Source organism: Streptomyces sp. NPDC059092 (genome assembly GCF_042756365.1).
Classification (GTDB): Bacteria; Actinomycetota; Actinomycetes; order Streptomycetales; family Streptomycetaceae; genus Streptomyces.
On sequence record NZ_JBHZEJ010000059.1, the window covers coordinates 12,678 to 25,590 of the forward strand.

Genomic DNA, 12,913 nt, shown 5'->3' on the forward strand with positions numbered 1-12,913 from the left:
CGCCGCCAGGACCGGGCCGTAGGCTGGGGCCGGACGGGGGCCGGGGTCCGGGTCCCGGCTGGGAGGAAAGCGTGGGGCGGGAGCAGGAGTTGGACGTGGCCGCGGTGGGCGGGCCGGTTGCGGCGGGGTCCGCGGGGGCCGCGCTGTCCGGCAAGCGGGTGCCGCGTGCGGTGCGGGAGCGGATGATGATGGACGCCGCCGTACGGACCTTCGGGCGGCGCGGCTACCGCGCCTCCTCGATGGACGACATCGCCGAAGTCGCGGGGGTGTCCAAGCCGTTGGTCTACCTGTATCTGAACTCCAAGGAAGACCTCTTCACCGCCTGTATCCGCCGGGAGGCCGCCGCCCTGCTCGCCGCCGTGACCGCGGGCGCCCGGCCCGGGGTGTCGGCCGACCGCCAACTACGGGCGGGGCTCGGCGCGTTCTTCGCGCATACGGCGGAGAACCCGGACGGCTGGTCCGTACTGCACCGCCGGGCGCGCACGCACGGGGAGCCGTTCGCGGGCGAGGCGGCGGCGATGCGGGACGAGCTGGTCGCGGTCGTGACGGCGCTCATCGGGGCGGCGGCCCGCGAGGCGGTCGACGGCTCGGTCGGCGGTACGGAAAGCGGTACGGACAGCGGTACGGACGGTGGCGGCGACGCGGGTGAGCTGGCCGACCGGGACATGGCCGGGCTGGCGCAGGCGCTGGTGGGGGCCGCCGAGTCGCTGGCCGACTGGGCCAACGAGACGCCCGGCGTCTCGGCCAAGGAGGCCGCCGCGACGCTGATGAACTTCTCCTGGATGGGCCTCGGCCGGCTCATGGCGGGCGAGCGCTGGCCGACCACTCCTCGCCGGTGACATGGGCGCGCGCACCGGCCGCGGCGCGCGGCTGGAAGGCGACGCCCGAGGGCGCGGGCTCCACCCCGTACGTCACGGTGCCCGGCAGCGGCAGCGGCAGCGGCACCGGCGCCCTGAACTCCGCCCACGCCCCGGGCGTACGAGGCGAGCCCGCGCCGGTCGAGCCGGGTGCCCGGCAGGGCCGCGCCCTCGGCGGGTGGCAGGCGCTTGAGCGGCGAGGCGACCGCGCCACGGACCAGGGTGGGCGGCAGCGAGGGCGGCGCGGCACCCGGGCGGCCCGCTGCGAGGGCGATGACGGGGCCGTCAAGTGCGGGCGTTTCCGGGCGCCACCGGCTGCGGAAGTCCGGGTTTTTCGGTGAGGAATCGGCCGGGTGCTGTGCCGGAGAAGTGCAGATAGCGGTCGGCCGTTGTCGTGGCTCCCTGCGCGGTCGTAGCGTAACCATCAGTAAGGTTACTGAAGGGTCAGGAGCTGGTCGAGATGATCCCCCTCAGCCCGCCGCGACCCCGCCGGGTGGCTCTCCTCGGCGGCGTCCGCGCCCCCTTCGTGCGCGCCGGCGGCCCGTACGTGACCGCCTCCGGCCAGGAGATGCCGGCGGCCGCCCTGGACGGGATCACCGAACGCCTCGGGTTGCGCGGGGAGTTGGCCGGCGCGTTCGTCGCGGGGGCCGTTCTCGAACACAGCCGGGACTTCAATCCCGCCCGCGAGAGCGTGCTCGGCTCGGCGCTGGATCCGCGTCGCCCGCGTACGACATCCAACAGGCGTGCGGGACCGGGCTCCAGGCCGTCATCGCGGCCGCGAACAAGATCGCGCTCGGCGCCGTCGACTCCGCGATCGCGGGCCGGGCGGACACGGCGAGCGACGCACCCCTCGGCGTCAACGACGAGCTGCGGCTGCTGCCGCCGCGGGCGCGCCGGGCGAACGCGGCGGGCGGCCAGGGCGTGACGGCGGTCCTCGAACGCGTCTGACCCGCGCATCATCAGTACAGCCAGAACAGCAAGGTTGAACGAGGAGCACGCCCGTGTCCGACGCCCTGCCCGCCGACGCCCTGCCCACCACCGCCGTGCCCGTACCGCTGCCGGTGCCCCCGTCCGTACCGCCACTGGTCGAGCCGGCGAGGAAGTGGCAGGACGGGGTGGTCAGGGAGGTGTCCGTACCGCCGCTCGCGCGGCCCGTACGGCGCGGCTCGCTCGCCGGGATCCCCTTCGACAACGCCCGTGAGGCGCCGGACGCGGTCGTCATCAGCCGCAAGCGGACGGGGCCCGGCCCGACGGCGAAGTCGAAGCCGTCGCGCGGCAGGAGCGGCAGCGGCCCGGAGTGGCAGGACATCACGGCCGCCGCCTTCGCCGCCGAGGTGCTGGCCGTCGCCAAAGGGCTGATCGCGGAGGGGCTGCGCCCCGGCGACCGGCTCGCGATCATGTCCCGTACGACCTACGAGTGGACGCTCCTGGACTTCGCCGCCTGGGCCGCCGGGCTGGTCACCGTACCCATCTACCCGACCTCCTCGGCCTTCCAGGTCCGCTGGATCCTCCAGGACTCGGGCGCCGTGGCCTGCGTCGTCGAGGACGGGATCCAGGCGCGGCTGATCAGTCAGGAACGGGACCGGCTGCCCGGGCTCACCCGGCTGTGGACGGTGGAGCGTGGGGCCGTGGACACCCTGTGCGCGGCAGGGCGTGACATCCCGGACGAGGACGTCACCGTACGGCGCGCGGCCCTCGGCCCCGACTCCGTCGCGACGGTCAGCTACACCTCGGGGACCACCGGACGCCCGAAGGGCTGCGTCCTCACGCACGGCAACTTCTTCACGGAGGTGGACAACGCGATCGAGTTGCTGCACCCCGTCTTCAAGGCACCGGGCCAGGCGCGCTACGCCCCGGCGACCTCGCCGGCCACCTCCCCGGACGGGCCCGCCTCCCCGGAGGGATCCATCTCTCCGGACGGATCCGTCGCGACGGACAGGTTCGCCTCCGTCGTCCCCCTCGTCCCGTCCATCCCGTCCGACGCGTCCGGCACGCTCTCCACGCTCCTCTTCCTGCCGCTCTCCCACGTCTTCGGCCGGATGGTCGCGATCGCCTGTCTGCGCGCACGGGTACGGCTCGGCCACGCGCCCTCCATCAGGACGGAGGACCTGCTCGCGGATCTGGCGGGGTTCCGGCCGACGTTCCTGCTGGCCATCCCGTACGTCCTGGAGAAGGTCTACAACACCGGCCGCGCCACGGCGGAGCGGATGGGGCGCGGCGCCTCCTTCGACCGGGCCGCGCGGATCGCCCAGGCGTACGGCGCCGCGGTGGAGGCGGCGGGGCACGGCGAGGGCCCTGGCCCGTCGTTCGGGCTGCGGGCCCTGCGGGCGCTCTACGAACCGCTGGTCTACCGGCGGATCCGGGCGGCCCTGGGCGGCCGGGTGAAGTACGTGATCTGCGGCGGCTCCCCGCTCGGGCACCGGCTGGCCGCGTTCTACTCGGGCGCCGGGGTGGTGACCTTCGAGGGGTACGGGCTGACGGAGACCACGGCGGCGTCGACCGTGACCCCGCCGCTCAAACCCCGGCTGGGCACGGTCGGCTGGCCGATGCCGGGCACCTCCGTACGGATCGCGGAGGACGGGGAGGTGCTGCTGCGCGGCGGCCATGTCTTCGCGGGCTACTGGGACGCGGAGCGCGGCGAGGCCGTACGGACCCTGGAGCCGGGCCCCGGGGCCGGTTCCGGCGCGGCGGACGGGTGGCTGGCCACCGGGGACCTGGGGGCGCTGGACGAGGGCGGCTATCTGACGATCACCGGGCGCAAGAAGGACGTCATCATCACGTCCAGCGGCAAGAACATCGTGCCGGCGCCGCTGGAGGACTGGCTGCGTGCCCACCCGCTGGTCAGTCAGTGTCTGGTGGTCGGTGACAACCGCCCGTACGCCTGCGCCCTGATCACCCTGGAACCGGAGGGGCTGGCGCACTGGCGGCTGATGCGGGGGAAGCAGGGCGCCCCGCTCGCCGCCCTCGTCCACGACAAGGAGTTGCGCGCCGCGCTCCAGCGGGCGATCGACGAGGCGAACCGGCTGGTCTCCCGCGCCGAGTCGATCCGCCGCTTCCGGGTCCTCGAACGGGACTTCACGGAGGCGGGAGGCCATCTCACGCCCACGCTGAAGCTGCGGCGTGCGGCGATCGCCGAGGACTTCGCGGCGGAGATAGCCGGGCTGTACACGTGAACGGGTTGTATACGGCGAAACGGCGAAACGGCGAACAAGCGTTCCATTTGAATCGTGGGGGGAATTCAAGGACGCGGCCCGGGTAGGGGCGGGAAAAGGCAGGAGCCCCGCCTTCCCCCACCCGAGTGGGAGAAGCAGGGCTCCTTGGGTACTGCGTGTAAGACGTCCGCGATCGCCGGACCTGGCAACTAGGCCGGGGTGACGTTCTCCGCCTGCGGGCCCTTCGGACCCTGAGTGACGTCGAAGGTCACTACCTGGTTCTCCTCAAGGGCACGGAAGCCGCTTGCGTTGATCGCGGAATAGTGGACGAAGACATCCGGGCCGCCGCCGTCCTGGGCGATGAAGCCGAAGCCCTTTTCAGCGTTGAACCACTTGACGGTTCCGGTAGCCATAAGCCCTCCTTGGGCCAAAGGGTTGCCCTGCTCCAGAACCTGCAAAGAAGTCTGAAAACTACAAAAGCCTGCGGGTTACATGCTCCGCAGGCTCTGTACTGCAAGGGAAACCAAACTGCAACTTGCGGCGAGCCTAGCACGCACCATGTGCGCAGCGGTAGAGGGAAAGATCACTTCACCCGGACGTTTGTATAAGGGCCTCACAGGCTGACGAAACGGGGTCGCCAACGTGGCCGGGCGGGCGACACCGGACCGGCTCTCCGCCCCCGGAGCACTTCCCCGTACGCCACGGGTCTAGCCTCACGCTGTGGACAGTCCAGAAGAAAAGTCAGCGGCAGAAGCGACAGCAGAGGCACCGGCAGAGGCCCCGGCGGGGACAGTCGCGGAGACAGCGGCGGCGGGTGCGCCCGGCCCCGCCGGGGGCGACGGCGACGGCGACGGCAAGGACGGCGGAAGCGGCGGCCACGGCACCCGGCCGCGCGTCGGCCATATCCAGTTCCTGAACTGCCTGCCCCTCTATTGGGGGCTCGCCAGGACCGGATCCCTTCTCGATCTGGAACTGACCAAGGACACTCCCGAGAAGCTCAGCGAACGGCTCGTGCGCGGGGAGCTGGATATCGCCCCCGTCACCCTCGTCGAATTCCTCCGCAACGCCGACGACCTTGTCGCGTTCCCCGATCTCGCGGTCGGCTGCGACGGCTCCGTCATGTCCTGCGTGATCGTTTCGCAGGTGCCGCTCGATCAGCTCGACGGCGCCCGCGTCGCCCTGGGCTCCACGTCCCGTACGTCGGTACGGCTGGCCCAGCTCCTGCTGAGTGAGCAGTACGGCGTACGGCCCGACTACTACACCTGCCCGCCGGACCTCGGCCTGATGATGCGGGAGGCCGACGCGGCCGTCCTCATCGGCGACGCCGCCCTCCGCGCGTCCCTCCACGACGCGCCCCGGCTCGGCCTCCAGGTCCACGACCTGGGCCAGATGTGGAAGGACTGGACCGGGCTGCCGTTCGTCTTCGCGGTCTGGGCGGCGCGCAAGGAGTACCTGGCGCGCGAGCCGGAACTCGTCCGGGACGTCCACCGGACGTTCCTCGCGTCCCGGGACCTCTCCCTGGTGGAGGTGGCGAGGGTCGCCAAGCACGCCGCCCGCTGGGAGACGTTCGACGCGGAGCTGCTGGAGCGGTACTTCACGACGCTCGACTTCCGCTTCGGTCCCGACCAGCTCGCCGGTGTGGCGGAGTTCGCGCGCCGCACGGGACCGACGACCGGATTCCCCGCCGACGTACACGTGGAACTGCTGACCGCCTGACTCCTAAGGTGCTTCCCACAGGAACGAAGGGCACGCCGTGAGGCACGCCTTCGGACAGGGGGACGGTCCATGCAGCCGCTCGACAGAGGCGATCCGCCGGCCATCGGCCCGTACCGGCTGCTCGGGCGGCTGGGCGCCGGCGGGATGGGCCGCGTCTACCTCGGGCGCTCGGCGGGCGGCCGTACGGTCGCGGTCAAGGCCGTCCACCCGCGCTATGCGGCGGACGAGGAGTTCCGGGCCCGCTTCCGGCGCGAGGTGGACGCGGCGCGGCGGGTCGGCACCGGCCCCGGCGGGCCGCGCTGGTCGGCGCCGGTGCTGGACGCCGATCCGGAGGCGGACGTTCCGTGGGTGGTCACGGGCTATGTGGCGGGCCCCTCGCTGACCCAGGCCGTCGCGGGCCACGGGCCGCTGCCCGAGACCTCCGTACGCGCGCTGGGCGCCGGTCTCGCGGAGGCGCTGGCGGCCGTCCACGCCCTCGGGCTGATCCACCGGGACGTCAAGCCGTCGAACGTGCTGCTCGCCCTGGACGGCCCCCGGCTGATCGACTTCGGCATCGCCCGCGCCACCGACTCCACCAGCTCGCTCACCTCGACGGGCGTCTCGGTCGGCTCGCCGGGCTACATGGCGCCCGAGCAGATACTCGGCCGGGCCGTCACCGGCGCGGCCGACGTGTTCTCGCTGGGCGCGGTCCTCACGTACGCCACGACCGGCGCGAGCCCCTTCCCCGGCGACGCCTCGGCCGCCGCGCTGCTCTACAAGGTGGTGCACGAGGAGCCCGATCTCGGCGCGCTGCGGGGCGAGTCGCGGGACGTCGTCGCGCGCTGCCTGGCCAAGGACCCGGCGGCGCGGCCCGCTCCCGCCGAGGTCGGGCGGCTCCTCGCCCCGGACGGGGCGGGGGCGCTGGTGGCGGGCGGCTGGCTGCCGGGGCCGCTGGTCGAGGAGATCAGCCGGGCGGTGGTGCGGCTGCTGGACCTGGAGACGACCGGGCACGGTCCGGACGCGGCCGGGCGTCCCGGCCCGGACCGGGCCGCCGCGCCCGTCCCCGGGCAGACCGGTCCTGTGCCCTTCAGCAGCGCCTCGGTCGGCGGCCCGCCCCTCGGGCCCCTCGGCCCTCTCGGAACCTTCGGCCCGCCCGTACCCCTGCCCGTGCCACCGTCCCCCGTGCCACCGTCCCCCGTGCCACCGTCCCCCGTGCCACCGTCCCCCGTGCCACCGTCCCCCGTACCACCGTCCCCCGTACCTCCGTCCCCCGTACCTCCGTCCGCCGTACCGGAGTCGTCCGTACCGCCGCCCGCCGGGCCGCCCACGGTGGGCCAGGAGGCCCGGCGGCTCTTCTCCGTCTCCGCCGATCTGCGGACGGACACGGCCCCGGGCCGGGGACACGGACACGGAAGCGGCTCCGGTACGGGCACCACGCACGCGCCGGGCGCCGCCACTCGCCGCCCCGTCCGCAGGGTGAGCTGCACCGTCGCCCTCGCCGTGGCGGGCGTCCTCGCCGCCGTGGCGGTCGGCGGCTCGCTCCTCCTCGGCCAGCTGCGCGGCGCCACGTCCGGCGACGAGAGCGGCGACGCCGCGAGCCGCCCGTCACAGACGACCCCCGCCACCCGCGACCCCGCCGACGGCATCCCCTCGGGCCGGCCCTCGGAGGCGGCCCCCGCCGGGGTCCCCAAGACCTTCGTCGGCACCTGGAGCGGGCCGCTCACCGAACGCGGCGGGCTCCCGCACGGCACGCTCACCGCCGTGTTCGTCCCCGGCGTGAAGGGCGAGGACATCGTCAGGACGACGACCAGGATCACCGTCCTCGGCACCACCGTGGAGTGCTTCGGCGTCGGCGAGCTCGTCTCCGCCACCGCCGACGTGCTCCGGGTCGAGGAGCGTACGGATCCGTCGAAGCGCAGTACGCGGTCGCTGTGCACCACGGGCGGTACGGCCGAACTGACCTTCACGCGCACCTCCGGCACCACCCTGCGCTACGAGTCCGCGGAGGACGCCGCGGGCACCCCGAAAGGCACCCTCACCAAGGAGTGAGCGGGAGGCGCCGTCACCCGTCCGCCATGGGTGCCCGCCGACCACCGCACCCCCTGGCGTAGGCTGAATCGGTCGTGACAACCCCTTGGGAAGGACCCGCCCCGGTGACCGAGAAGGCCGACCTCACGTCCGTTCTGGCCCGTGCCGCCGCGGGTGGGCGCATCACCTCCGAGGAGGCCCTCGACCTCTACCGGTCGGCGCCGCTCCACGCGCTGGGCGCCGCGGCCGACGCCGTACGCCGCCGCAGGTACGCCGGTACGGAGCACATCGCGACGTACATCATCGAGCGGAACATCAACTACACCAACGTCTGTGTGACGGCCTGCAAGTTCTGCGCCTTCTACGCCGCGCCCAAGGACACCGCCAAGGGGTGGACCCGCGACCTCGACGACATCCTGCGCCGCTGCGCGGAGACCGTCGAGCTGGGCGGCACGCAGATCATGTTCCAGGGCGGGCACCACCCGGACTTCGGCGTCGAGTACTACGAGAAGCACTTCGCGGCGATCAAGCAGGCGTACCCGCAGCTCGTCATCCACTCCCTCGGCGCCTCCGAGATCGAGCACATGGCCCGGATCTCCAAGGTCTCCGTCGAGGAGGCCATCCAGCGCATCCACACCGCCGGTCTCGACTCCTTCGCCGGCGCGGGCGCCGAACTGCTGCCCGCGCGGCCCCGCAAGGCGATCGCGCCGCTCAAGGAGTCCGGCGAGCGCTGGCTGGAGATCATGGAGGCCGCGCACGGGCTGGGCGTCGAGTCCACGTCCACGATGCTCATGGGGACGGGCGAGACCAACGCCGAGCGCATCGAGCACCTGCGGATGATCCGCGACGTACAGGACCGGACGGGCGGCTTCCGCGCGTTCATCCCGTACACCTACCAGCCCGAGAACAACCACCTGAAGGGCCGCACGCAGGCCACGCTCTTCGAGTACCTGCGGATGATCGCGATCGCCCGGCTCTTCCTCGACAACGTCGCCCACATCCAGGGCTCCTGGCTGACCACCGGCAAGGAGGTCGGCCAGCTCTCGCTGCACTACGGGGCGGACGACCTCGGGTCGATCATGCTGGAGGAGAACGTCGTCTCCTCGGCCGGCGCGAGGCACCGCTCCAACCGGCTGGAGATCATCGACCTGATCCGCAAGGCGGGCCGGGTCCCGGCGCAGCGCGCCACGACGTACGAGCACCTGGTGGTGCACGACGACCCGGCGAACGACCCGGTCGACGACCGGGTGGCCTCCCACATCTCGTCGACGGCGATCGAGGGCGGCACGGCCCACCCCGAGCTGAAGCTCATCGCCACCAACTGACGCCGTCGCGACGGCTCTCCGACTTCCTGTGAGGCGCTGAGGTGGAGACCCTGCACGCGGCCGACGTGCTCCGGTACACGTGGGACGACGACGGTGCCGGTGAGGGCGGGAACGACGGCGACGGCGCGGGCGGCGGCGAGCCCGTCGCGGGCGGCGCGGTGGTGGTCGGCCGGGACCGGATCCTCGCGGTCGGTACGTACGAGGAGCTGCGGGTACGGTTCCCGGGCGCGCGGGTAAGGACATGGGCCGGTGTGCTCGGACCCGGGCGCGTCCACGAGGGGCCCCTGCCCGACGCCCCGAGCCCGCGCGAGCGGATCCACGAAGTGCTGAAGCGGGGCGGGGTCGCGGTGCTCGACGCGTACGTCTCGGAGGACCCGGCGCTCCGCGCCGCCGCCGCGCGGGTGGGCGTCGTCGTGCTGCCGGCCGCCCGGCGCGCCGCGCTCGCCGGGCCGGGGGGACGCGCGGACCTCGCCGTGTTCGACGCGGACGGGCGCTGTATCGCCACGGTGTGCGCGGGACGGCTGGTACACCGCCGCGCCTGACGCACCGCCGCGCCTGACACCTCCCGCTGTGGAGGGGCGCGTACGTATGCACCCTTGACATGTACCTGTTTGAAACTGTCAGAATCCGTGCGCTGAACCCAACAGGCCGATCAAAGGGGATCGCATGGGCGTCACTCGCAGGTCGTTACTGATCGCAGGAGCTGTCGCCCCCGTGGCGGGCGCGCTCGCCACGGCCACGGCCACGCCCGCCCAGGGTGCCACCGCGCGCTCCGCCACCGCGCCCCTCGGCGGGCCGGGAAGGCGCGACGTCCCCCTCACCGACGGCTGGCGCTTCGCCCTCGTCGACCCCGGCGGGATCACCGACCCGACCGGCGCCTACGACGACGCCCAGGACCCCGGCCACGACGACTCCGGCTGGCGTACGGTCACGGTGCCGCACGACTGGAGCATCGAGCTGACCCCGACGACCGGGTCGGGCACCAGGAGCCACACCGGGTTCCTGCCCGGCGGCCTCGGCTGGTACCGCAGATCCTTCACGCTGCCGCCGGAGTCCGCCGGCCGGCGGATCTCCGTCGAGTTCGACGGCGTCTACATGGACTCGTCCGTCTACTGCAACGGGCGGCTCGTCGGCGAACACCCCTACGGCTACACCGGCTTCGCCCTCGACCTCACCGGCCTGCTGCACACCGACGGCTCCACCCCGAACGTCCTCGCCGTCCGGGTACGCAACCAACTGCCCAGCAGCCGCTGGTACTCGGGCAGCGGCATCTACCGGCACGCCCGGCTGGTCGTCACCGACCCGGTGCATGTGGCGCGCTGGGGAACCCGGGTGACCACCCCGGAGCTGGCCGCCACCCTGCGCGCCGGGCGCGCGACCGTACGGGCGGTGACGGACGTCGTCAACGCGTCGGAGACCGGGGAACGGGTCACCGTCATCTCCACCGTCAAGGACCCCGAGGGCCGCACCGTGGCCAGGACGAGTTCCCCCGTCACCGTCGGAGCCGCCACCACGCGGGCCGCCACGCACGAACTGACGGTCGCCCGACCCCACTTGTGGTCGTTCGAGGCTCCGCGGCTGTACGTGCTCGAAACGGAGCTGCGCGTCGACGGCAGGACCGCCGACACCTACCGCACCACCTTCGGCTTCCGCCACTTCACGATCGACCCCGACCACGGGTTCTCGCTGAACGGCGCGTACGCCAAGATCCAGGGCGTCGACCTCCACCACGACCTCGGCGCGCTCGGCGCCGCCGTCAGCACCGATGCCCTGATGCGCCAGATGACCATCATGAAGTCCATGGGCGTCAACGCCTTCCGCACGTCGCACAACCCGCCCTCGCCGGAGATGATCGCGGTCTGCGAGCGACTGGGCATCTCCATGCTGGTGGAGGCGTTCGACTGCTGGCGGAGAGGCAAGAACACCTACGACTACGGCCGCTTCTTCGACGAGCACTGCGAGGCGGACGTCACCGAGATGGTGAACGCGGCCCGTAACTCCCCGGCCGTCGTCATGTGGTCCATCGGCAACGAGATCACCGACTCGACCAGCACCGAGGGACTGGCCATGGCCCAGCGGCTCATCGACGCGGTGAGGGAACGCGACGACACCCGGCCCGTGGTGATCGGCTCCGACAAGTACCGGGACCTGCCCGCCGTCGGTTCCCCCGCCGACCTCATGCTCGCCAAGGTCGACGGCCTCGGGCTCAACTACAACACCGCCGGCTCGGTGGACGCCCTCCACGCCCGCTACCCGCACCTGTTCCTCTTCGAGTCCGAGTCCTCCTCCGAGACCTCCACGCGCGGCAGTTACCAGGAGCCCCAGCACCTCAACACGGGCGAGAACCACACCCCCGGGAAGCGCGAGCCGTCCTCGTACGACAACAACCTCGCCGCGTGGACGATGAGCGGCGAGTACGGCCTGAAGAAGGACCGGGACCGGCGGTTCTTCGCCGGACAGTTCCTCTGGTCGGGCATCGACTACATCGGCGAGCCCACCCCGTACGACGTCTTCCCGGTCAAGGCGTCGTTCTTCGGCGCGGTGGACACGGCGGGCTTCCCCAAGGACATGTACCACCTCTTCCGGAGCCAGTGGACCGCCGCACCGATGGTCCATCTGCTGCCCATGGACTGGACCGGTCACAAGGCGGGCGAGACCGTCGAGGTGTGGGCGTACTCCAACGTCGGGGCCGTGGAACTCTTCCTCGACGGCACGTCGCTCGGGGTCCGCCGCTTCGACGCCAAGACGACCGCCGACGGCCGCGCGTACCTGGAGACCACCGAGGCGACGGGCGACGACAGGACCGTCACCTCCGGTCCGTATCCCGGCAGTTACACCAGTCCGGGCGGCAGCGCGGGGAAGCTCCACCTCACCTGGAAGGTGCCGTTCGCGCCCGGCGAGCTGAAGGCGGTGGCCCGGCAGGGCGGCCGGGTCGTCGCCACCGACGTGCTGCGCACCGCGGGGCCCGCGCACTCCGTACGGCTCACCCCGGACCGCACGACCTTGAAGGCCGACGGTACGTCGCTGTGCTTCGTGACGGCGGAGATCACCGACCGGCACGGTGTCCCGGTGCCCGACGCCGGCCACCTGATCTCCTTCCAGGTCACCGGCGGCCGGCTGGCCGGTGTCGACAACGGGCGGCAGGAGAGCGCCGAGCGCTACCAGGCGAGCACGCGCACCGCCTTCCACGGCAAGGCCCTGGCCATCGTCCGCTCCGGCACGACGGCGGGGCCCCTCACCGTCACGGCCCGCTCGGCGGGGCTGCGCAAGGCCACCGTCACCGTACGGACCACCGGCGGAACGGGCAGGCCGCTCCCGCCGGCCCCGCCCTTCGAGCCCGACCCGGGGCCCGGCACCCCGGCGTACCCGCTGGCGGACGCCAGTTACGCGGGGGCGCCGGGGACGCTGCCCGCGGCGATGCTGGACGGCGATCCGGCCACCGGCTGGTCCAACGCCTTCCACAAGCCCGCCACGCGGTTGCTGCCCGCCTTCAGCGGGGCCAGAGCGGCCGACTGGGTCTCGGTGACCTGGGCCCGCAAGCGCCGGTTCCGTCGCGTGGAGGTCTCCTTCACCACCGACGCGACACACACCCTGCCCGCCACCGTCGAGGTGTCCTGCTGGGACGGGCGCCGCTACGTCCCGGTGCGCGGGACGGCGATCACCTGGGCCACCGCCCCGGACGCGCCCACCGTCATCACCTTCGACCCCATACGCGGCTCCCGGCTGCGCCTGGACCTGACGAGCCGCCACCCGGGCGCGGCCGACGGAGCCCAGCGGATCAGCGCGCTCACCGCCCCGGAGGCCTGAGAGACGGCGCGGGGCGCTCCGACGGGGCGCCGGGCCGGTACGGGGGAGG

General features: G+C 72.9%; 9 protein-coding genes and 1 pseudogene. 9 read left to right on the forward strand and 1 reads right to left on the reverse strand.

The annotated features are described in order from the left end of the window. The first annotated feature begins 182 nt into the window (after positions 1 to 182). The 4 genes and pseudogenes from ACFXPL_RS27690 (at position 183) to ACFXPL_RS27705 (ending at position 4,030) form a co-directional block, all read left to right on the forward strand. Positions 183 to 839, forward strand: a complete 657-nt coding sequence (locus ACFXPL_RS27690; RefSeq protein ID WP_384924685.1) for a TetR/AcrR family transcriptional regulator — start codon at positions 183 to 185, stop codon at positions 837 to 839. After that, positions 836 to 1,198, forward strand: coding sequence for a hypothetical protein (locus ACFXPL_RS27695; protein ID WP_384924629.1), 363 nt, complete (start codon positions 836 to 838; stop codon positions 1,196 to 1,198). The genes ACFXPL_RS27690 and ACFXPL_RS27695 overlap by 4 nt, the downstream gene beginning before the upstream one ends. 119 nt (positions 1,199 to 1,317) lie before the next feature. Then, a pseudogene (locus ACFXPL_RS27700) lies at positions 1,318 to 1,775 on the forward strand (acetyl-CoA C-acyltransferase); the annotation flags it as partial. Positions 1,776 to 1,858: 83 nt separating this feature from the next. Then, positions 1,859 to 4,030 (forward strand): AMP-dependent synthetase/ligase, encoded by a 2,172-nt coding sequence (locus tag ACFXPL_RS27705; protein ID WP_384924630.1) that lies wholly within the window; start codon positions 1,859 to 1,861, stop codon positions 4,028 to 4,030. 188 nt (positions 4,031 to 4,218) lie between these two features. Here ACFXPL_RS27705 and ACFXPL_RS27710 read toward each other — a convergent pair whose 3' ends face one another. Further along, complete coding sequence (locus ACFXPL_RS27710; protein ID WP_365814426.1) at positions 4,219 to 4,422, reverse strand: cold-shock protein; 204 nt, start codon at positions 4,420 to 4,422, stop codon at positions 4,219 to 4,221. Between the two features lie 490 nt (positions 4,423 to 4,912). On the opposite strand from ACFXPL_RS27710, the gene ACFXPL_RS27715 reads away from it, so the two are divergent. The 5 genes from ACFXPL_RS27715 to ACFXPL_RS27735 all read left to right on the forward strand — a co-directional run bounded on the left by ACFXPL_RS27715 (position 4,913) and on the right by ACFXPL_RS27735 (position 12,864). Beyond that, positions 4,913 to 5,725, forward strand: a complete 813-nt coding sequence (locus tag ACFXPL_RS27715) for a menaquinone biosynthetic enzyme MqnA/MqnD family protein (RefSeq protein ID WP_384924687.1) — start codon at positions 4,913 to 4,915, stop codon at positions 5,723 to 5,725. Between the two features lie 69 nt (positions 5,726 to 5,794). Continuing rightward, the gene (locus ACFXPL_RS27720) at positions 5,795 to 7,753 is read left to right on the forward strand and encodes a serine/threonine-protein kinase (RefSeq protein WP_384924632.1); all 1,959 of its coding nucleotides are present in this window, start codon (positions 5,795 to 5,797) and stop codon (positions 7,751 to 7,753) included. A gap of 104 nt (positions 7,754 to 7,857) precedes the next feature. Beyond that, on the forward strand, positions 7,858 to 9,057 hold the full coding sequence (gene mqnC, locus ACFXPL_RS27725; protein ID WP_384924634.1) for a cyclic dehypoxanthinyl futalosine synthase: 1,200 nt from the start codon (positions 7,858 to 7,860) through the stop codon (positions 9,055 to 9,057). A gap of 41 nt (positions 9,058 to 9,098) precedes the next feature. Further along, the gene (locus tag ACFXPL_RS27730; protein WP_384924637.1) at positions 9,099 to 9,599 is read left to right on the forward strand and encodes a hypothetical protein; all 501 of its coding nucleotides are present in this window, start codon (positions 9,099 to 9,101) and stop codon (positions 9,597 to 9,599) included. A 124-nt stretch (positions 9,600 to 9,723) separates the two neighbouring features. Beyond that, a complete protein-coding gene (locus ACFXPL_RS27735) occupies positions 9,724 to 12,864 on the forward strand; it encodes a glycoside hydrolase family 2 TIM barrel-domain containing protein (RefSeq protein WP_384924638.1) in 3,141 nt (1,046 codons plus the stop codon). Positions 12,865 to 12,913: the final 49 nt, after the last annotated feature.

Coding starts and splice junctions, on each gene's coding strand:
- ACFXPL_RS27690 (WP_384924685.1), top strand. CDS start 183: ATGATGATGGACGCCGCCGTACGGACCTTCGGGCGGCGCGGCTACCGC.
- ACFXPL_RS27710 (WP_365814426.1), bottom strand. CDS start 4,422: ATGGCTACCGGAACCGTCAAGTGGTTCAACGCTGAAAAGGGCTTCGGC.
- ACFXPL_RS27720 (WP_384924632.1), top strand. CDS start 5,795: ATGCAGCCGCTCGACAGAGGCGATCCGCCGGCCATCGGCCCGTACCGG.
- ACFXPL_RS27735 (WP_384924638.1), top strand. CDS start 9,724: ATGGGCGTCACTCGCAGGTCGTTACTGATCGCAGGAGCTGTCGCCCCC.